General features: G+C 66.8%; 18 protein-coding genes. 12 read left to right on the forward strand and 6 right to left on the reverse strand.

The genetic code is table 11. From position 1 onward, the window contains the following. The first annotated feature begins 422 nt into the window (after nt 1-422). Nucleotides 423-944 carry a very short patch repair endonuclease gene (locus AB0M46_RS23310; RefSeq protein ID WP_363339063.1) on the forward strand — a complete coding sequence of 174 codons (522 nt, stop codon included), beginning with the start codon at nt 423-425 and terminating at the stop codon, nt 942-944. A 501-nt stretch (nt 945-1,445) separates the two neighbouring features. Beyond that, nucleotides 1,446-2,744 (forward strand): DNA (cytosine-5-)-methyltransferase, encoded by a 1,299-nt coding sequence (dcm, locus tag AB0M46_RS23315; protein ID WP_363339064.1) that lies wholly within the window; start codon nt 1,446-1,448, stop codon nt 2,742-2,744. A 205-nt stretch (nt 2,745-2,949) separates the two neighbouring features. Here dcm and AB0M46_RS23320 read toward each other — a convergent pair whose 3' ends face one another. From AB0M46_RS23320 to AB0M46_RS23345, 6 genes are all read right to left on the reverse strand, one after another. After that, entirely contained in the window at nt 2,950-4,029 is a 1,080-nt protein-coding gene (locus AB0M46_RS23320; RefSeq protein WP_363339065.1) for a NaeI family type II restriction endonuclease, read from the reverse strand. Between the two features lie 178 nt (nt 4,030-4,207). Next, nucleotides 4,208-5,392, reverse strand: coding sequence for a restriction endonuclease (locus tag AB0M46_RS23325; protein WP_363339066.1), 1,185 nt, complete (start codon nt 5,390-5,392; stop codon nt 4,208-4,210). Nucleotides 5,393-5,888: 496 nt separating this feature from the next. Next, nucleotides 5,889-6,461, reverse strand: a complete 573-nt coding sequence (locus AB0M46_RS23330; RefSeq protein WP_363339067.1) for a hypothetical protein — start codon at nt 6,459-6,461, stop codon at nt 5,889-5,891. Between the two features lie 242 nt (nt 6,462-6,703). Beyond that, the gene (locus AB0M46_RS23335) at nt 6,704-6,838 is read right to left on the reverse strand and encodes a hypothetical protein (protein ID WP_363339068.1); all 135 of its coding nucleotides are present in this window, start codon (nt 6,836-6,838) and stop codon (nt 6,704-6,706) included. Between the two features lie 19 nt (nt 6,839-6,857). Then, nucleotides 6,858-7,703, reverse strand: coding sequence for a protein phosphatase 2C domain-containing protein (locus AB0M46_RS23340; RefSeq protein WP_363339069.1), 846 nt, complete (start codon nt 7,701-7,703; stop codon nt 6,858-6,860). A gap of 6 nt (nt 7,704-7,709) precedes the next feature. Then, nucleotides 7,710-8,528: a helix-turn-helix transcriptional regulator gene (locus AB0M46_RS23345; RefSeq protein ID WP_363339070.1), complete on the reverse strand. Its 819-nt coding sequence runs from the start codon at nt 8,526-8,528 to the stop codon at nt 7,710-7,712. Nucleotides 8,529-8,790: 262 nt separating this feature from the next. Here AB0M46_RS23345 and AB0M46_RS23350 point away from each other — a divergent pair, with 262 nt between their 5' ends. From AB0M46_RS23350 to AB0M46_RS23395, 10 genes are all read left to right on the forward strand, one after another. Continuing rightward, nucleotides 8,791-9,192: a hypothetical protein gene (locus AB0M46_RS23350; RefSeq protein WP_363339071.1), complete on the forward strand. Its 402-nt coding sequence runs from the start codon at nt 8,791-8,793 to the stop codon at nt 9,190-9,192. 47 nt (nt 9,193-9,239) lie between these two features. After that, entirely contained in the window at nt 9,240-9,584 is a 345-nt protein-coding gene (locus AB0M46_RS23355; RefSeq protein ID WP_363339072.1) for a hypothetical protein, read from the forward strand. A gap of 658 nt (nt 9,585-10,242) precedes the next feature. Continuing rightward, the gene (locus tag AB0M46_RS23360; RefSeq protein WP_363339073.1) at nt 10,243-11,505 is read left to right on the forward strand and encodes an AAA family ATPase; all 1,263 of its coding nucleotides are present in this window, start codon (nt 10,243-10,245) and stop codon (nt 11,503-11,505) included. Continuing rightward, nucleotides 11,502-11,915, forward strand: coding sequence for a hypothetical protein (locus AB0M46_RS23365; protein WP_363339074.1), 414 nt, complete (start codon nt 11,502-11,504; stop codon nt 11,913-11,915). Before AB0M46_RS23360 ends, AB0M46_RS23365 begins: the two co-directional genes overlap by 4 nt. A 607-nt stretch (nt 11,916-12,522) precedes the next feature. Beyond that, nucleotides 12,523-12,876: a helix-turn-helix domain-containing protein gene (locus AB0M46_RS23370; protein ID WP_363339075.1), complete on the forward strand. Its 354-nt coding sequence runs from the start codon at nt 12,523-12,525 to the stop codon at nt 12,874-12,876. A 696-nt stretch (nt 12,877-13,572) separates the two neighbouring features. Continuing rightward, nucleotides 13,573-14,883 (forward strand): tyrosine-type recombinase/integrase, encoded by a 1,311-nt coding sequence (locus AB0M46_RS23375; RefSeq protein WP_363339076.1) that lies wholly within the window; start codon nt 13,573-13,575, stop codon nt 14,881-14,883. Nucleotides 14,884-15,883: 1,000 nt separating this feature from the next. Then, complete coding sequence (locus tag AB0M46_RS23380; RefSeq protein WP_363339077.1) at nt 15,884-17,113, forward strand: DUF2637 domain-containing protein; 1,230 nt, start codon at nt 15,884-15,886, stop codon at nt 17,111-17,113. Beyond that, complete coding sequence (locus AB0M46_RS23385; protein ID WP_363339078.1) at nt 17,110-17,718, forward strand: hypothetical protein; 609 nt, start codon at nt 17,110-17,112, stop codon at nt 17,716-17,718. Before AB0M46_RS23380 ends, AB0M46_RS23385 begins: the two co-directional genes overlap by 4 nt. Before the next feature lie 490 nt (nt 17,719-18,208). After that, nucleotides 18,209-18,655 carry a MarR family transcriptional regulator gene (locus tag AB0M46_RS23390; RefSeq protein ID WP_363339079.1) on the forward strand — a complete coding sequence of 149 codons (447 nt, stop codon included), beginning with the start codon at nt 18,209-18,211 and terminating at the stop codon, nt 18,653-18,655. A gap of 2 nt (nt 18,656-18,657) precedes the next feature. Further along, nucleotides 18,658-19,899 (forward strand): hypothetical protein, encoded by a 1,242-nt coding sequence (locus AB0M46_RS23395; RefSeq protein WP_363339080.1) that lies wholly within the window; start codon nt 18,658-18,660, stop codon nt 19,897-19,899. Nucleotides 19,900-19,901 lie beyond the last annotated feature (2 nt).

Here is a 19,901-nt window from a genome sequence, read left to right on the forward strand (position 1 = left end):
CTTCGAGAACAGCACCAGCGTCCGGCCGTTGACCGCCCTCAGGGTAGCTTGAGGATCAACACATCGACCCTGTCCGTCGAATCGGGTCAAGCCCACTACCGCTACTGCTGTAGCTGTGTGTGTTAAGGCGTTGCTGACACTCGCGGTACGCGAGCGAGCGTCCCGCCACTTCAACCTTGGAACATGGCACGCTTCGTTCCGGTGGCTGCACCGCTACAACACCGTCCGACGCCACTCCCGCCTCGGCCACCAAGCCCCGATCACCTACGAGCGCAACCTCCAACCAGCACCGGCTACGCTGGCCGCCGCCGCATAACCCCCGTGTCCAAGATCAGGGGTCAAGGCCCGTCCGTAGCCGGCGCGCCGCTCGGTGTATCTTGCGATCTAAGCCGTCGGCCTGCGAGTGCCACCCGGGAGAGTCCGTGGGGAATACCGACGCCGCCGCCGAGCGGCGCAGCCGAGCTCACGCGGCCGGCCTATACCCGGCGCCACTGAACGAGGGCCGTTCACGGAACATGCAGGCCAACCGAAGAGCGAACACTAAACCGGAAGTAGTGTTGCGCAGCGCGTTGCACCGGCTCGGCTATCGGTACCGCAAAGACCTGCTACTGCGCCTGCCTGACGGCAACCGCGTCCGACCCGACATCGTCTTCACGGCACACAAATTGGCGGTCTTTGTCGATGGCTGCTTCTGGCATGCATGCCCTGTGCACGGACGCGCACCTTCCACCAATGAGTGGTACTGGTCGCCGAAGCTTGCGCGCAACGTCGACCGCGACCGACGAGTAAACGGTTCACTCACCGGGGCCGGCTGGCGCGTTGTCCGGATCTGGGAACATGAGTCGCTGGAGAACGCGCTCATGATGGTGGCTTCGGCGCTGCCGCCCCGTGTACCAGCTCCATCCCCAGCTAAAGGTGCGTCCGGGGCTCCGCAGGGCACGTAATAGACGCATGGGTCATTCGACGAAGGCTATGAGATAGCTCGTTCGCATGGCGCCGAATTTGGATGGTGCTGCCCGTCGCTGCAGGTCAAGTGTCGGAACTAACAGCCGATCGACACGATCCGTCACAGCGCAGTAGCAAACCGTTGATCCCTCGGCCTGGCGACTTGACCTTCCAGCGTGATTCGCGGATCGTCCGTTAGTGAGGTTGTCATCGACTGAGCGTGGGTGAGGTGGCGGTGACGGTTGGTAACAGGGGCGCGATTGCAGTCGCCGCTGCATGGCAGCACTGGCTTCACGTCGTTCACCTCGGCCGCCTTGGCGTGAGCTCCCCGAAACGTGCCACGCCCCGCGACATCGCGACTGGCCATCCGTACTGGCTAACGCACCAGCGGTGCCTATCACACTCGCCCGACCGGTTTCAGCGCTTAGCCAGCCGAGTGCTGAAGGATGCAGTGGTGGCGACCCGCAACCACGGACCTAGAACGACAGCCGAGGAGTACAGTGACTGAGCTGAGTGTCGTAGAGATCTGCGCCGGCGCCGGCGGCCAGTCTTTGGGACTGCATCGTGCTGGCTTCCACCATAAGCTCGCAGTCGAGCTAGACCCAACAGCTGCGGCAACTCTCAGAGCAAACTTGGAGCGCTTGGAGCCAAACGAGGATCCGGAGAAGCTAGTCCGAATCGGCGACGTTGCCGACGAAGAAGTCTGGAAGCCAGAAGACTTCCAAGGAAAAGTCTCGTTACTCGCGGGCGGGGTGCCCTGCCCGCCGTTCTCAGTGGCCGGCAAACAACTTGGCTCCGCTGATGAGCGCGACCTCTTTGCATGGGCAGTCGAAGCAGCCGGCCGTATCGAACCTCAGGCCGTGCTGCTTGAAAACGTCCGCGGCCTGAACGACGCTCGCTTTGCCGGTTACCGGCAGGCCGTTGTGGACCGCTTTGCAGCACTCAAATACACAGCATTCTGGGAGCTGCTCGAAGCCCGCGACTACGGCGTCGCGCAGCTAAGGCCCCGCATGGTTTTAGTTGCTCTTCGCAAGGAGTATGTTGACTACTTCGCCTGGCCCCAGAAGCTCAACTCGGTGAAAACCGTGAGCCAGGTGGCCGGGAAACTAATGGGAGCGAATGGCTGGGACCCCGAGTATCATGCGAAATGGCTTGAAGCAGCCGACAAAATCGCGCCTACAATCGTCGGTGGCAGTAAAAAGCATGGAGGGGCAGATCTCGGGCCCACGCGGGCAAAACGTGCATGGGAGGAGCTGTGGACCGATGCTCACGGGCTCGCGAATGCAGCTCCCGGGAGGGACTGGAAGATTGAAGACCATCCAAGAGGACCGAAGCTAACGGTCGAGATGGTCTCCCGCATCCAGGGTTGGGATGATGGCGAGTATCGCTGGGAATTTCTGGGCAAGAAGACCAGCCAGTATCGCCAGGTGGGCAACGCGTTCCCACCCCCGGTGGCGCGCGCTGTCGGCGAGTCGATCGCCCGCGCGCTTCGCAAGGAGTCGTTGCCGTCAAAGACGCCCGCTCCGCTTAAGGTCCATGATGAGATCTATCGCGTGCTACGCGACCGCGGGGAGCCGATGACCGCCGAGGCGATCAAAACTATGCTTGGTGGATCAATGACAGTTGAGATCGTCGTCAAGCGGATCGTGGATCTTGAAAAGGACTTCGTCATCGATAGAGGCGAACGCCGCGGCGACGTAACGTATCGGCTCGGCGACTGGAAAGCGTTTCGGGGCCAGGAGGAGCACAGTCGGCATCTAACTTTCGCCCACGCCAAGACCAGGGCAAAGGTTAGCTGAGCGACTACGGATCACCGGCGGGTGGGAAAATGATCGTGATACGAAACGGCGGTACGTCGGCCTGGCGCACAGCTTGTCACCGGGCCGACGTACCGCAGGAGCGTGCTTGACGCCTCAAGACCGAGTCTCCGGTCGGGCACGGCGTCTATGTTATCCATAGCATACAATCAAGTCGATAGGACGCAGGTATACGCCTAGTCTAGATCTATCGCGATACGTCAGGCGGGGCTGAATCACGCACTGCGCTCAATTCAGCGTTCTGGGCTGCATCATGAACGATGTCGCCCAGGGGGGCGTACTCGTCTGTCGCTTCGATTACTTCAATAGCCTCTGCGGCGGCTCGGATAGCCGCGTCCGCCTCTTTCCGTCTGCGGTTCCGCTCACTTCGGACCGCTGCCGCCATTTTCTTGTAGTCGGAGCGAAATGCGGCAGCCTCCTTGATTCTCTTTGCTTCAAGCTCAATGACGCGTTCGGGGGTTGTTCCGTCGGCACGAAGGCATACGTACTCTGCACGCGTTCTCGGCACCGGGCCACCCAGCTGCAGGGCACGGGCTTTGTCTTCGTTTCGGTATCCGCAGAGAACCTCCATGCCCTTAGGCGCCAGGCGAACTCCTGCAGCCCGCGCACGACGCGTCGCATCAACCTGTTGCGCAACCGACTCGATCGCATGACGTGTAATTATCCGACCTTCGCAACGCTGAAACAGCTCGACTAGGCGATCGTCGCCTGAAGTTTGAGCCAGAATCGCATCTCGATCAGCCTTCCGAAGGCTCAGCAAAAAGTTTTCGGGCAGTGGGGCGTCACGTTCGATGAGCCAGCGGATTTCGCTGACACCCGCCGGACTTTTGATCGTGCGCTTCTGATCCCGGTTGCCGCCGACGAGGATCTCCTCTCTTATTCTTATCAAGCCAACTGCCATAACTCCGTCCATATCGTCGCCGTAGACGAGGAGACAGATATGACCGACGGCCTCCCTAGGTATCTGCCACTGACCAAAATTACGAGACCATTTGCAGTCGACCTCGACTCCGTCGATATTAAAGTCCATGCGCCCATGGGGTTCACCCAAGTTATACGCTTGCCGGATTAGGTTCTCGATGTTCACACCAAGATAAGCCATCTCTTGCCGGTTGCATTGATCGAGGTGCCAACGGCCAGTCCTGCTTGTGGCTATGACCTCATCCGTCGCCTGCCTAACCAGCGGACCGAATTCGTCGATGCCGCGATCGTGGAAGAAGTCGTACACCTTTTCGATCTCTGAGTCGGTTTCGATCTTACGTTCCATAGAATACGCTCCGGCTAGCAAAGGGCAGAGTACTTTGGTTGTGGACGGCGATAGTTAGCAGTAAATCAGCGGGCCGGCGTCTGCTCTTGGCTCAGGGGATCGTCCGCTCGGCACCAATGACTAGAAGCGTTTGGCGCTTCGCTGCGCCTGGCCCCTATATATCGGCAGGTCGCGAAGCTCAACGCCCTGAGGTCAGCCACGATTGAACGGCTTGTACGCTGCTGTAGCCGTGGGCGCGCAGAGTCTCGACAATGTCGCGACCGCAGATGATGGCGATGGGGTGTTGGTCATCCCGCACCTCGCTGTATGCCTGCTCGTGGACGTACGAGGTGGTAACGAGCACGCCGAACATTCGGTGACGTGTGCGTGATATGAGCCTTGAGGTCTCTTTGACACCAACCGAGTTGACTGGGCCGTAGCACCTCGCTTCAAGCACGAAGTCGAGACTTACCCGGTCGGCCGCTGGGTCGAGTTGATAGACCCCGATGGCGCCGCGGCCGTTGTCGCGGACTGCCCTGGTGACCGTGGTGGAGCCGGTCGCGCGGGCCATCATCCGCCAGAGTTCTACGGCGCAGGCTTCGAAGTCGCTCCAACGGCCGGTGAAGTGCTGGTGGATTGCCTGCAGTATCTGCTCACCGACCGGGTCGGCGGGCAGCTGGTCTCGTCGGCTGCGGACAGTCCGCGTCGATGGAGCGACAAGCGCGTCATAAGAACGACCGCGTACCCAGTCTGCCCACGGCCGAGGGCATGCCACACCGAGCGGGTTGCCTTGAAGGACTTCGGTGATCCACGCGCGGCTCACAACCGGAACGTCGAGCACCGTGAAGGAGGCGCGATAGTTCTGGAACCGCTCGCCACTGGTTCTTCGCCAGATTGCCTGGAGATCATCATCAGCACTCAGGGCAGCGGCGCCCGGCGCGAGAAGACCGCGAAACCGAACGGACCGGCCCGTTGCCGCAGCTTTGGTAAAGAGCAGGAATGGCGGTACCCGCTGCCTTGCGGCCTGATCGGCATGGCACGCCGCGAAGGAGTCCCTGAGGATGATGTTGCCGCGGCGGGGAGTCCTGTGCAGCTCGTGGCCCGGGGTTCGATTGTCGCCGTAATAGGTGAAGATGCCGGCTTGCTCGTTGAGCGCGTCAGGCCAGTCTAGGTTTGCGCCGGAGGTATACAGCACCACCAGGCGGACATCCCCCGACGCTGGCGAGCCCCTATATCGAAAGCCGCCCTGATTGCCCGCAGAGAGCAGCCGTTGCAGCGGGTCGTCACCGCTCGAGCCCGAGATTCCGCCACTGTAGACGGCATGTACAGCCAGATCGGCATCAGCCAGCGACTCGAACGGGACTAACAGAGCGGGCAATGTCACGACCGGGACTGTAGTTGCAACAACTCGGACAGGACTCCTCTGCGTGTACGAGAGTGTTCTCAAACGGGTGAACCGCCCGATGCGAACAGCGGATCATGATCCGGATCGGCGGGGTTCGGTGCAGGGTGGCTGGTGCCATGTAGTGCGAGATCGTCCGAGCGCAGAAATGAGCACGACGGCCGTCCAGGCAGCCTGCCAAGATCGACTACACATACGAAACGGGCAGTTCAGGGGCCTGATTAGGAGAGCCGACGGGGGGACTTGAACCCCCAACCTTCCGATTACAAGTGCGCGAAGTCCGCTGACGGACGCTGTCCATTGATTTGGTCTACAGCGCTCCTGTGCTGGTCAAGAAGACCCGCTGTGGCGTCTAGTGCCGCCGAACGGCCCCCGACTGTATCGCTTGTGTGAGCAACCGGTGAGCATCGGCCCTCCACTGTGGACGTTGGCCCGTCAGGCGCTGTCAGGGATGAACAGCCGTTCCTTGCCGTCCTCGTCAACTGTTGTCGAGGACTTCGCTGACTCGCTGCTGACTACTCGTCTCGTAGGCGCCAGGGCGCCACAACTCAACCGCGACCGATCCGTATCCGTACCAGCCGTTTCCGTCTATCTGAACCTTGAACTCACCAGAGGTCGCCAACCCGCCGAGCTGGATCACATCATCCGGCATCAGCCCATACGGCTGCGCAAGGAGCAGCGCCGGACCGTCGTGATTGGTCCAGGAGGTTACGTGGTCCATCCACCGCCCAGCGCGTTTGCACAAGCTGACGCCACAGCGACCCGTGCGGAGCCAGTGGAGACCCTGGCAGCGGGTCTTGGCAAGTTTGACGTTGTGCTCCTCCGCCCACGCGATGAGGCGTTGGCGTGCCGCTACGTCGATGTCCGCTCCGTAGGGCCAAATCTGCGTGCCGAGGATCGGCCGCGCCTTCTTGGCAAGGTCGGCCACCAGGGTTCGATCTGCGGCGGTGGCGTGCTGATCGCAGCGCTTGCCGCGGTCGGGGTAGATCAGGCCGGTGTTCGTGCAGCAATCATGGTTGGCTGCCACCTTGGCTTGGGCTCTTGGGCTCACGGTTTCGGGCTCCCTCGGGCGGCTGGAGTGGCGCGGTCGCTAGGCTGCGGGCGCCTGGGTCTCCCACGGGTACGGCATCGCCTTGAGCCTCGCAACGTGTGCAAGGTGACGCCGTTGCCGTGCGGTGTCGCCGGCCGCAGCTGCGTCATCGGCCCACTGCTGAACCTCGGCGATCCACGCCTCATGGTCAGCGCGCAGTGCGTCACGAAGCGCCTGAGTGTGCGTGTCGCTGTTCATGGTCGTCACCCTCCTAGCCGCTCGTCGAGTCTACCCAGTTCGTACCGGCTGTCCTCGATCTGGCGCCGGTAGAACTCCTGATGCTCGTCGTACTGCACGATGAGTCCGCGGGCGCGTTCGATCTGCGCAACCAGCCTCATTCGCTCAAACTCGTCTTGCTCATCCGGCGTGGTCATTACCCTCGTTTCTGAGTACCAGGGAAGGGTCAACAGCGTAGGCGATGGTCGCATCATCGCTGCACTTGTTGCGGGGCCACCGCGCACCGTCTGGGTCGCTGTCCTCAATCGACCGCACTCGTCGTAAGACGGCGTCAGGACCGGCGATCTCGACAGTGTCGAGCAGATCGGGCCAGCCCATCTGGCCGAACATGGAGACGATGCGGGCCGCGCCATCCGTCAGCACCGCCAAGCGCCGCACGTCGGCCAGCTTGACCTCGCCCGTGAGTGCGTGCTCGGCCGCAGAAGGGTCAGCCGCTGCAATCCAGTAACCACCCGCGCGGTTCCGCATGGACAGCTCAATGTGCTTCATGCGGACCATCGCCGCGTTCTTCTCGGGTGACCCTATCGGGTACCGGTCAGCGTCCTGCCGTTCGGCCAGCGCAGTGTCGCTGACACGTTCATCCGAGACGACGGTGACGTCTTTGCCCAGATCGAGGACGACGGAGACGTCACCGAGCACGAGGTATTCGACTGTCTCTCCGAGTCGGACGGCGGCCACCGCGGCTGATGGGGTGCCCTCGTGCGTGAGATCACACTCGGGATGCAGCGCGGCCACACGCTGAATACTCGCGGCGAGGGCCGCCGGCAGCGCAACATCCGGGTTGCTCGCAGACGCGGACAGTGCCGCGCCGAGCTGAGCCGCGTACCAAGAAATCCCATGACGGCAGCCGGTATCCGTGCGGGCCGTGGCGCCATCCAGGACCACGATCAGGCCGGGTGAAGTGGAAACCCAGTCCTCATTGGTCCTGTCCCGCGTGGACGGCTCTGAGGCAACCGACATGCGCATAGAGGCTCAACCTTCGTGACGGAACAGCGGTGTGACCCGCTCCGTGGACAAGATGTTGCGGTTGTTCTTGGGGTCAAACTTGCACAGGATCACCGCAGAGAAGCGCCTGGCCTTGAGCTCGCGATACAGCTCAGGCAAATTGTCCGCGACGTAGCGCGCCGCGCCGAGCGTGCCCTGTGCATGAGTCCCTGCCATGTACAGGAACGAGCCCTTACCGTCTGGGCGGGGCAGCCGGCCGAGGTAGCCATAGTCCGCGAACTCGCCGTTATCTCGCGGCGAGCGGTACTCCTTGCCCGTGTCGGGCTCCTTGATGTACCAACCTTTGTCGTCAACCAGGTAGCGGAGGTGCGGGTCAGCTTCCATGACCTGGCTAAGAAACGGCAACAGACGCGGGTTGGTCAACACGATGAGGTTGGGCCGGTTGAGGTGGACGTGACCGGGCGGGGGAACGACCTCGTATCCCGCCTCCAGGCCGACTGTGCGCGCCAGCTCAGCCAGCGTCTCGTACGCGCTGAAGGACTCAGCCGAGAGCACGTCGCCAGGGTCGCTACGCCCGGACTCCTGCTTGCCGCCGATGGCGAGGGTCAGTCGAGCGGTGCCGAGGAAGGCGCGTTCAGGGCGTACGCCAGCGGACAGGAGCTGGGAAACGCGAGAGCGGGACATGTCGAGCATCTCGGCAAGTTGGACCTGAGACATGCCGCTGGAGAGCAGTTCCTCCAACGCCTCGCGACGAACGCGGGACATCTCTCCGATCGCGCTCTGGTAGTCGTCGATGAGCTTGTGTGCCGTCAGCGCGCGCTCACGCGCATCGCCGATGGCTTCCACGGCTCCTAGGTCACGCAAGGCGTCTCCCATCCCGTCAAGGGGCCTAACCATACCGCACGTCGGTCCATGGGGGCTATCAACCCATGGCACGAACAGCGGGGTTTACACATCTTGTTGAGGGGGGTTGACGCCGGTTGCCATCCGTGGTCTTCTGTTTGCACACCCCCCTGGACCGCAGGGTTAAGGGGGGTAAACAAGACCTCGGCGGGGTACCAGCCCCGCCGAGGTCGGCGCATCAGTCTCCCCTTGGAAGGACACGAAGATGCTGGTAAAGCCTATCTCCGCCCCGCCTGTCCAGGACAGCGCCGCTCGGGTGGTGGTGGTGCCGTTCGGGCCGTTCTCGGCGGCCCAGGCCGCGCAGAAGCCGATGCGGCTGAACAACGCGAGCGTCTGCATCTACTGCATGACGCGGTGGTGCACCTCGGAGCGGTGCGTGGCGATGCATGCGGCGTCGCTGTGGATCGTGTGCGAGACCTGCGACGGGTTCGACGTCGGGTGCGACTGCATGGGCGGCGTCGTTGAGACGAGCCGTGACGGCTGCGACGAGCAGGCGTTCCGGTCGCTGCCGATGACCGCGCCGGTCAACGACGACGGCGAGTTCGCCGTCTACGTGGTGGCCGAGACGCCCCGCCCGGTCGTTGGCCCGTGGGGCGTGGAGCGGTGAGCCCCGGGATGCTGGCCCCCGCCGTGTCGGCTGCGGCGGTGACCGACGTGACGCGACTGCGAGACACCCTGTTCGGCCTGACCTACGGCCAGATCGCCACGGCCGCCGTCGCGTCGCCGCTGTTCGACACCGCCGCCGCGACCGCAACCGAGGTTGTCCGGGCCGGGCTCGCCGAGCTGGGCCGGGCCGAGGTCGAAGAGCGCACGACGTGGCTGCTGGCGCTGAGCGACGGGAAGTGGACCGGCGAGACCCCCGCGATCCGGCGTCACGCGGCAGCGATGCTGGCTGACTTCTGGCGCGGTGACCGCCGGTTCAACCGGGCGCACCGCATCGCTGAGCGGGTGTGGGCCGCGTACGGCACCACCTGTGCCGACGTGGCGGCGCGGGGCTGATCCCCCCGCCCGGTGCGCGGTCCTCTGGCCTAGGAACCGTGGCCGCGCACCGGCCCTTTCCCTCCTACCTCGCGTAAGGACCCGCGCAGCTGCGTGTGGTCACCACGCGGGCGCACGCGTCCGCACATGGGTTCGTTGACAACTGCATGGGCCGCGCCTCCCGGAAAAAGGCTGCTCCGCCGTGCCAGCACGCGGCACCACTGTCGACAGCGTCCGCGCAGCGTGTCGACAGCCTGTCGACACCAGGACGACAACAACGACGACACCAAGGACGAGAAGGCCCGGCTTCGCCGTGCTCACTTTTCAGCGCGACAGCCACCGCTCCACGCGCGCACCGTCGCGCCACTTCCCCTTTGTTCCAGCCAGGAACCACGACGAGGAGAGCGCCATCAGTCACCCGCCATTGCACCCACCCAACAGAAGACATCGACATGCATAAGATCTTGCGTCTCAGGACCGCTCAGCGGCCCGCACGAACCATCACCGCCCGCCGAGCCGGGCGATACGGACCCGCTGAAACACCCGCGTGTTTCAGCCGCCCATCTGGCGAGATGGCCCTCCCGCCCGGCAGGTCCCACCAACGGCCACCGGGCGCGGGGGCCACCTCGCCACCAGGACCACCCCGGACCGGGGGCGGCTGGAACAAAGGGGGTCGCGCGTGAACGCCCTGCCTGCGGGTGACGGACACCCGGGCACGTCCACCCGATCGATCGTGCTCACTCCCGCATCGGCGATCAGGATGCGGCCGGTGTACTGGACCTGGACCGACCGCATCCCGGCAGGCTCGATCACGCTCATCCCGGGCCGGGAAGGCATCGGCAAGTCCCTCACCCTGGCGTGGCTGTCCGCGCAGATCACCCGGGGCACGCTGCCAGGTCAGCACCTCGGGCAGGCACGTCCGGTCATCTACGCCGCGTCGGAGGACTCGTGGGCGCACACGATCGGCCCAAGGTTGTACGCGGCCGGCGCCGACATGGATCTCGTCTACCGCGTCGATATCCAGGAGGAGACCGGGTTCGACGCGCTCACCCTGCCGCGTGACTGCTCCGCCCTGGCGGTGGAGATCAGACGACTCGGGGTGGCCCTCATCGCAGCCGACCCGCTGCTGTCGCTCATCGCCGCTGGCATCGACACCCACCGCGACCGCGACCTCCGCACCGCGCTGGAACCCCTCGCCAAGATGGCCGACACGACCGGCTGCGCCGTGGTCGGGCTGGCCCACTTCAACAAGTCCGCATCCCCCGACGCGCTGAACCTGATCACCGGCTCCCGTGCGTTCTCCGCCGTCGCCCGCGCCGTGATCTCCATCGCCCGCGACGACGACGCCGGGGACGGCTCGTGCGTCATGTCGCAGTCCAAGAACAACCTCGGGCGCCTGGACCTGCCATCGCTGCGCTACATCGTGGAGTCTGCCGAGGTCCCCACCGACGAAGGACCCGCCTACGTCGGGCGGCTCGTCTTCACCGGCGAGTCCGACCGGTCGGTGGCGGACATCCTCGGCGACAACGCGGGCACCGGCGACGCGGACAACCGCACCGAACGCGACGCGGTAGCCAAGTGGCTCATCGCCTACTTGACCGAACAGGGCGGAGAGGCGCCGTGGCCGGACGTGCGCAAGGCGGCCCGCGTCGAGGGCATCGCCGAGCGCACCTTGCAGCGGGCACGCCCCCGCGCCGGGGTCGTCACCGAGCTTGCCGGGTTCCCCGCACGGTCGATGTGGCGACTCACGCTCAGTGACACAACTGCGCCAGCCGCGCCAGTTCCGCCACAGTCACGCCAGTTGCGCCAGCTTCCGGAACGTGGCGCAACTGGCGTGACTGTGGGGCGACTGGCACAACCGCCCACCGGCCGTGACACACCGTCACCGCCACTTGCTCTCTTCCCCGCCAGCGCCAACGGTCACGAAGGGACCGCCGCATGAACGCCCGCATCACCCACCCGACCGCGTTCGGCGACCAGGTCGCCGCCGCCAGCAAACACGCGCACCGCATTCTCACCGACGCCACCGCACGCGGCGAGGCCGAACCCGACCCCGCACCGCCGCGGGCCTGGCTCGCCGCACAAGCCGAAATCCTCATCACCGCACTGCACAACCACACCGCGCGGGTCTGCGCCCACGTCGGCGCCGCGCCGCAACTGCTCAACGCCGCCGCATGGCACCCCGGCGTCCTGGTCTGCACCGACTGCGCGGCAGCTCTTGACCCCGACCCGATCGAGGACGTCACGTGCGACCGATGCCGCAGACCCGCACTCGCGCTCACCGGCAGCATCGCCGCGTTCGGCCCGATCCTGTTCGCCTACGCCCTCTGCGACCCCTGCACCAAGGGCTAGACCTAGCCCCGATGGCCGCCAGACTTAGCGGCACCGCTAGCCCCAAATTCGAGCCTTGACAAGGGCTCTAGCCCTCTAGCCCCTCGTCTCCCACCCATCCCAGCGCGCCCCTCACGGGCGCGGCGGACCCGCTACGCAGCGCTAGGCGCCACCCGCCGCAGGCAGGTAACGGCGCGGGTAACGGCAGCGGTGCCGGTAACGCCCGCGTTACCCCTGCCGTTACCTACCAATCCGGCCCACCAGCAGCACCGACGCGGCCCGGGCCGCAGGTAACGGCAAGCACCGAACAGGCGAGATGCCCCCCGCCCCGGCGGGGTCGGCGGGAGCCACGCGCGCCGTTACCACCCCGTCGCCGGGGCGGGGGCATCTCAACTCTCCGTAACCGTCGCGGCCTTGCGCTTGCAGGTTGCGGGGTAGGTAGCGGCCCGCTACCAGGTAGCGGCAGCGCTACCCCTGCCGCTACCTCGCTTCCGCCTACCTGGCCTGCGAGATCCATCCCGAGGTAGCGGGTAGCGGCACCGCCGCCCGCACCCCGAAAACCGGCCCACAGGCCACTTCCAGCCCCACCGTCACCGCTACCGCTACCACCCCAAGGGAGATCCACCCCATGTCCAGCAACGTCCTTCCCTTTACTCCCCGTAACCGGACCAACAACCCTGCCGACGCCCCTGAACGGCCCACACCAGCCACCGTCACCCGCGCCGTCTACACCGTCGCCGAGGTCGCCGAACTGCTCTCCCTCTCCCCCGGCAGCACCTACGCCCTCGTCCGCACCAGCGAGATCCCCGCCCGCAAGCTCGGCGGCCGATGGGTCATCCCCATCCGCGCGTTCGAGCACTGGCTCAACAATCTGCCCACCATCGAACCCGGCGAGCTGACCCCCGCCGAACGCCGCGACCTGGCCGCCGAGCTCACCACGGAACGGGCCGCCTACGCCGCCCGAGGCAAGCCCGCCGGCTGAAGGCCGAACAGCGGTGACACGGTGACAACCACCGTTGACCGCGACGTTTCCGCAGGTGAGACCACCTCGGACGCTGTCACCGCCTCATGGTGACAACCGGTGACAGCGGTGACAGGTGGTTGGTGCTGTCACCGCTGTCACCACCTGTCACCACGAGGCGGTGACAGCAATGCACCGGGCTTGAGCAGCACAAACACGCCCCTCCGCTGCCGCTGTCACCGTGTCACCGCCCCCACCCGCTCCTGAGCGGGACACCTCGGGGGCAACCACGGTTGTCGCCATGCGCGCCAGCTCGACGGGGGCCATCTCCTCCGACCGGTCGCGGCTCACCCGCGACCGCCGGTCACGGGAACGCGACCGCAGCCGCGACCGGTCCGACCAGCACGAACACTGACCGGTCGCGGGTCGCGAGCAACACCAGCAACAGCCCGAAACGCCCCACAACTACCAAGCGTCGCGGATCGAACCGCAACCGCGACCTGCTAGCGCTAGCACCACCAGCCGCTAGCGCTAGCACCCCCGCTAGCACCAAATCCCTTACCCCATCAGGCACCTAGCAGCTAGCACACCACCAGCCACAACATGCGGAAACGGCCCACAGAGCGGTTTTCGGCCCCCTCACCGCTGCTAGCTAGGCGCCGCGATCCCTCGCGCCCAAACACGTTGAGTCACCAACACGAAGGAGCACGATCACCCATGAGGGGATCCGTTTTCAAGCGCTGCCAGTGCCGCGATGCCAACGGCAAGAGGGTCAAGGGTTGCCGCAAGGCTCACGGTTCCTGGGCGTACACCATCGACGTGGGCGCCGATCCCGAGACGGGGAAGCGCAAACAGCTTGTCCGCTCAGGCTTTCGCACCTCATCCGAGGCGGAAGACGCCATGACTACAGCGCTGGCCGACCTGAACGCGGGCACCTTCTCGGACGACCGCGGAACCACGGTCGCGGCTTGGCTTGACCAGTGGCTTCAGGAGCTGGCCGCACGCGGGCGATCGCCCAAGACCCTGTCGAACTACCGCGGTCATGTCCGCGACGTCTGGCGACCTCGCCTCGGGCACCTGCGGCTGAGGGACCTGCGACGCAGCCACATCGAGCGAGTCATTGGCGCCCTGGCCGCGCCACAGAACGGCGACCGACCCGTAGGCAACGTGGGGCGCCGCGTGCAGCAGCGGACCCCGGCGACGATCGCCGGATACCACCGCACGATCCGCGCCGCGCTGGCGGTGGCCGTGCGGCGCGAACTCATCACGGTCAACCCGGCTCTGGGCCGCATCGACGCCCTACCCGCGATCGAGGAGGACGACGATCCGACTGTGTGGCAGCCCGAGGAGACCGCGCGGTTCCTAGAGCACGTCAAGGACGACCGGCTCTCCGCACTGTATGAGCTGGCCGCCTACTCCGGCCTCAGGCGGGGCGAACTGTGCGGCCTGCGGTGGGCGGACCTTGATCCGGACGGCGCTGGTCTGACGGTGCGGCAAACGGTCATCGAGGTCTCGCGGAGCGAGGTCCCGCCCGAGGGTCTTATCTGCCCGGTGTGCGGACAGGAACACGTCGGTCGCTTCTTCAAGCGGCCGAAGTCACGGGCCGGTCGGCGTTGGGTGCCGTTGGCCGCGCCAGCGCAGGCCGCGATCACCCGGCACCGCGCCGCGCAGCAGGACGAACGTGACTTCCTCGAAGACGGCTACCAGGATCACGACCTCGTGTTCTGCGACTACGCTGGTCTTCCGTTGCGGCCCGGTGCCGTGACGGCGGCGTTCGAGGCTCACGTGGCGGCGTGCGGCCTCCCGGTCGTCCGGCTGCACGACACGAGGCACGGCGCGTGCTCGCTGCTGCTCGCGGGCGGGGTGCCCATCGAGGTCGTACAGATGATCCTCGGCCACTCCAGCCCCGCCGTGACGCGGAAGGTCTACGCGCACCTGATGCGCAAAGCGACCGCCGCGCAGGTGGAGGAGGCGACAAAACTGCTCACGCAACACCGGCCCGAGAGTCGAACCAAAAACGCTGCGTGAGCAATCGGTGAGCAAGTCGGCGCGGTCGGATGGAATCGGCCGCGCCGACTCAAGCAACTAGCGGCGGTTCATGCAGCTCAGAGGGCGTGCATGGGGAGGAATGAAAGAGCCGACGGGGGGACTTGAACCCCCAACCTTCCGATTACAAGGAGTCGACCATGGGGGTTCCACCGGGTCGAGGCGGGTCACCGCAGGACATCTAGCTGCAACGATTACCCGCTGTGACCTGCTGCGACCTGGTGGATCCGGGCGTAGTTTCGCTACCGATCTTGCTACCAGTTTTGGCGCCAAGACCGTACTGGCGTAGCGCTCCGCCCGCCATGTCGCAGCAAAGCGTTGCGTCAGGAACACGCATCGCCCCCTTGCTGGCGTGAGCCGGCAAGGGGGCGACGGTGGCGGCATGATGTCCACCCATGGCGGGTGTGGCGCTACGCGGCCCGCGAATCGCGATCCTCGAAGCCGCGGATGTAGCCGGCCAGGTAGGCGGCGCTGGGCCTTGACGGGTCCTCCCCGTAGGCCGGTGCTGGTGGGCTGAGGTGATCACGTCCCGTGAGATGCCGGGCCAGTGCGAGTCCGGCACCGAGACCCACGATTGCCGCCGCACCGCAGGCCGTCATCGTCCGTGCCCGTCTGTCCATCAGCGTGCTCCCCCATACGCGTGTCCGGATCGTCGAATACACGATGCCGCGCGAACTCGGCATGCGGTAGTTAACCAGCCCAGGGCAACGCCGACCGCCGGGCTGGTGAAGACGGATGTCTACTTGATCAAGGTGGCCTCAGCGGGTTGCCGCCCACTGAGGCCGTCCACCCCTCTTCCAACTTGGAGTGCAAGAGAGATGGCAAGCAGCAGCGTACGCGCGCCCGGCGATCGGGCGGGCAGACCGCACTGGCAGGACGCGGAGTGGCTTGGGCTAAGGACTCAGCGGCTGAACCGTGGAGGCGCCGTCGTGGAGAACCTTAGTTTCGTGTTGACCCGGATCGGGATCGGAGGGATTGCCGAATGAGTGGCGAGCAGAAGGAGCCGAGGACCTGGCGGGCGCTCGCGATCATCGGCGCGGCCGTCGTCGTGGCCGGCACGCTCGCCGTGACCGTCGCTGCATTCACCCTCTCGTACGACGCGATCCGCTCCGTCGGGATCGCCGCCAACACTCGCCCGTCGTGGGCGTGGATGTTGCCGGTTTCGATCGACGGCGCCATGGGGGTCGCCACCGTCGCGGTGCTGCTGCTGAAGCAGCTCGGCCGGTCGACCTGGTACCCGTGGGTCGTCGTCGCCGTCGGCGTGCTGGTGTCCGGCGGCTGCAACGGGCTGCATGCCGGAGGGAAGGACGGACGGGTTGACCTGCCGGGCGAGTGGGCCCGCGCTGTCGGGGTGATCCCGCCGCTCATGCTCGCCCTGTCCGTGCACCTGCTCGCCGTCCTCGTGAAGGCGCTCAGCGGGAGCGGACGGACCGAACCTGTTCGGTCTCCGCCCGCGGCCAGCAGCGCTGAACAGGCACTCGCGTCTGCTCCCTCGCCAATGTCGGACAGGCCGCGGGCAGAGGTAGCCGAACAGATCGAACAGGTCGGACAGGCCTCGGCGGACAGGGTTCCAGACAGCGAACTGAACAGACCGCCCGCATCCACGGACAGCCAGCGGACAGGCCAGACCGAACAGGCGCCGACTGACGAACCTGTCCGCCACACCTTGCCCCGCCCGGCGCGGACCGAACAGGCGCTCGAACTGGGCAAACAGTCCGGACGGGTCGCGAAGCAGACCGGCGGGCAGGAGGCCGGACAGGACAGCGAACAGGGCAAGAGACGGCCCCGGTCCGACGAGGAGCTGATCGCGATCGTCCGCGCCAACGCCGCCGAGAAGGTCGCGAACAGGTCACTCACCCGGTACGACGTGGAGAAGCTGACGCAGGCGAGCAGCCGGCAGGCGAACAGGGTCCGGGCCGCGGTCCTGACCGGCAGCGAACAGACCGAGCAGACCGAACCAGCGAGCGCTATCCGTGGGTGGGCTGACACAGACGGAGCAGACCATCTGACGACCACGCAGCCCATTCAGGACCGAACCCGGACGGGCGACGGTTCCATGGAGAACAGAAGACCGCCCGAGATGGCCGGTCTCGCACTCGACGGACCGGGAAGCGCTGGACCCTCCACCGATCCGGGTGGACAGGGTGAAGCGGACGAATCACCATTGCAGGCATCGATCACTGTCGGCGCGGGGGTAGGTGGGTCGGTATGAGCAGCGACATGGCGCGTCGGTCGGGCGCGGCAGGGGCCAACGGTCGTGAAGCCAGCTCGGCGGCGGGGCGGTGCCCCCGCGATCCTGGGCACCGAGTGCTGGCGGTTCCGGCGGTACACGCGTCGGGCTGGTCACAGGTCACGGTGGCGATGCGGCACAACGTCGGCGGTGTACGGGGCCGGTCGGACGGCCGCGCATATGCCGAGACTGCGTTGTCGGCGTCGTTGGCGCCGCTGCTGCCGTTGCCGTCGTGGCAGCGGCCGGCCGTGGTCGCTGGCGGCGCGGTCGGTCTGGCGCTGTTCTTGGCGGTCGGCGCGCTCGGTGGGCCGCCGGAGGCCGCCGCGAGCGGAATGGCGTTCGGAGCACTGGTCGGCGTCGTTGCGGTGATTGCGGGCTTGCTCGCGCTGGTCAGGCGGCACAGGCACCAAGAGTTCGGCGCGGCCTACGCTGCCGCGGCAGCGCTATGGCAGCGGGCGATGTACTGCACGGAGTGCGCCGCGTCCTGGGTGCCCGGTGACCGCCGGATGATTGGGCAGGATCAGCGGCTCGGTTGGGCGCTGTTTCGGCGGGCGAAGCAGGCGAACCAGCCGCAGGCGTCCAGGTAACGGCAGCCGACGCCCGCTGGCGTTCACGAGGGCCGGACCCGCGTGAACGTCGGCGGGCATTGCCGCGCTCAGCCCGCCGGTATCCCGGTCGCGTTTGGTGGCAGCGGGCTGTTCGGCAACGGTTCTGGCTACCGGTCGGGGTTGCTGGTTAACCCTGGCTAACTTCCGCTCGCCGGGTGTGAGCGGCAAGGTCGATACGTGCGTATGACCCTCGATGACCTGCGGGTTTCGGGGTGTCTGGCGTGCGTTCCGACCGTTGCGCGTGTGCGCAATGCCGACCGGGGGGGCGAACGATGGCCAGTCATCAGGCAAGGAATGCGTCGGGCCGGCACCGGCCCCGTCGAGGCTGGCTGGCGGCCATCGTGCCCTTCTATCGCGGGCGGCACCGGCCGACGATCTGGGCGCAGGTCCGCGAGCTGCGGGACCGCATCCGGTGACCGCGCCCCAGCCAAATGCCTCCGACCCGGCCCCATCAGCCCTCACGGCGGCGATGGCACCGGCGCCCGCGGCGGCGGTGCTCGCGGCGGCCCGGATGGCGTCGCACCTGCGCGGCGAAGTCGAACGCCACGTGCTGGAGCCCGCCGGCGTGAGCTGGTCCACGTTCGCCGTCCTCACCGCGGTCGTCGACCAGCCAGGGGCCCGGATGCACGTGGTGGCCGCCGCGACGGGCATGGCGCATGCGACGGCGTGGAGCGCGGTGAGGCGGCTGGAGCGGCTTGGACTGATCAGCCGGAATACGCCGAGCGACGACCACCGCCAGGTCGACCTGGTCGCCACCGGTCCAGGACGGCAGACAGCGGCACAGCTGCGCGCAGCGGTCGCCACGATCGAGACGCGGTTGATCCCGGACCCGCGGACCCGGCAGGTGCTACTGGCGGTGGCCGAGCGGGTCCGCCCGTATCCGCGGCGGGGTCACCGTCGGGGCCGGGGGGCTTGACGGTGACCCCGCCGCACACGACCACACCGGCCCGTTCGGCGGTCGGCGGCCCGCTCTGGTTCGACCCGGCGGCGGTGCTCACCCTCTCCGGGACGCCGCCGCTGGTCTGCCAGTCTGCTGCCGAGGAGTTCGTGGGCATGGACGAGCGGTCCGGGTTGTGGCTGCTGACCGGTGACGCCACGGTCGGTCAGGCGTGCCACGACCCGCGCACGTTCGCCGTCGTACCGGTCCCGGTCGAACCTGATCCGTCCGTGCCTGCGCGGGTCGCCGCGGCGGGGCGGTCTGCTGTGCGCGGGCCGGTCGTCGCGATGGATGCGCGGGAGCGGGCGATGCTGCGGATGGTGTGGCCCGCGACGGTCGGTCATGCCGACCTCGTGTGGGGACGCCGAATCCGGGTCCACGCTGAGCAGGCCGCAGCCGCCCTGGCCAGTGCGTCCAGCGGTGTGCCGGGTGATGTGCGGGCGTGGCCTGGCGGGGGCGGGGCGCCGGTCGATCGGCTGGCGTGCGCGGTGATCGGATCGGTGTTCGGGATCTGCGGCGGCACCATCGGCGAGGTACGCACGCTCCTGGAGCGGCTCGCCCACCGGTGCGCGATGGTGGCCGAGTCAGCGGCGCTGCCGCTGGCGGTGCTGCGCGAGGTCGTCGGCCGGCTCGTGCGCGAGCGGGCGGCGGAGCCGGTGGACGTGCTGAACCCGGCCCAGCCGGACGCGGTCTTCGACGACGTGCTCGTCTGCCGTGGGTTCGGCGCCGACAGGTTGACGCTCGACGGCGTCACCGGGCTGTGCACCGGCTTGCTGGCCGCGGCCTGGGACGCCACCGCCGCGCTGTTGCCGCGCCTCGTCGACACGGTCCGCGCTGACCCAGATCCCCTCGTGGGCCTCGCCGACCCGCAGCGGCGGGCGGATCTCACCGCCACGGTGCTGCCGGATCTGCCGCCGGTGTCCGGATGGCTGACGACCACGACCCAGACGGTCGTACTGCACGGCGTGCGTATCCCGGCCGACGCGCCTTGCCTGCTCCTGCTCGACCCGGCAGGTAGCGGCGGCTCGCCGCGGGTTGCCGGGCTTCGCTGGCTGCTGCCGGCAAACCCGGCCGGCGCCGGCATGGTCCTGGCCCGGCTCACCGCTGACCACCTGCTCGCCGCTCTCGCCCGCTATCACGCCGACCCGGCACGCGCCATCGCTGTGTCGGCGGTGTCGGCGGCGGGCGGGCGGGCGGAGCTGACCGCGCCACCTCACGGTTGAAG

Origin of the sequence: Dactylosporangium sp. NPDC051485 (genome assembly GCF_040682015.1) — a bacterium.
Lineage (GTDB): Bacteria > Actinomycetota > Actinomycetes > Mycobacteriales > Micromonosporaceae > Dactylosporangium.

Bases quoted from the DNA above. Each gene is read 5' to 3' on its own strand.
- AB0M46_RS23320 (WP_363339065.1), bottom strand. From the start codon at position 4,029: ATGGAACGTAAGATCGAAACCGACTCAGAGATCGAAAAGGTGTACGAC.
- AB0M46_RS23335 (WP_363339068.1), bottom strand. From the start codon at position 6,838: ATGAGGCTGGTTGCGCAGATCGAACGCGCCCGCGGACTCATCGTGCAG.
- AB0M46_RS23340 (WP_363339069.1), bottom strand. From the start codon at position 7,703: ATGCGCATGTCGGTTGCCTCAGAGCCGTCCACGCGGGACAGGACCAAT.
- AB0M46_RS23350 (WP_363339071.1), top strand. From the start codon at position 8,791: ATGCTGGTAAAGCCTATCTCCGCCCCGCCTGTCCAGGACAGCGCCGCT.
- AB0M46_RS23365 (WP_363339074.1), top strand. From the start codon at position 11,502: ATGAACGCCCGCATCACCCACCCGACCGCGTTCGGCGACCAGGTCGCC.
- AB0M46_RS23370 (WP_363339075.1), top strand. From the start codon at position 12,523: ATGTCCAGCAACGTCCTTCCCTTTACTCCCCGTAACCGGACCAACAAC.
- AB0M46_RS23375 (WP_363339076.1), top strand. From the start codon at position 13,573: ATGAGGGGATCCGTTTTCAAGCGCTGCCAGTGCCGCGATGCCAACGGC.
- AB0M46_RS23380 (WP_363339077.1), top strand. From the start codon at position 15,884: ATGAGTGGCGAGCAGAAGGAGCCGAGGACCTGGCGGGCGCTCGCGATC.
- AB0M46_RS23385 (WP_363339078.1), top strand. From the start codon at position 17,110: ATGAGCAGCGACATGGCGCGTCGGTCGGGCGCGGCAGGGGCCAACGGT.
- AB0M46_RS23390 (WP_363339079.1), top strand. From the start codon at position 18,209: ATGGCACCGGCGCCCGCGGCGGCGGTGCTCGCGGCGGCCCGGATGGCG.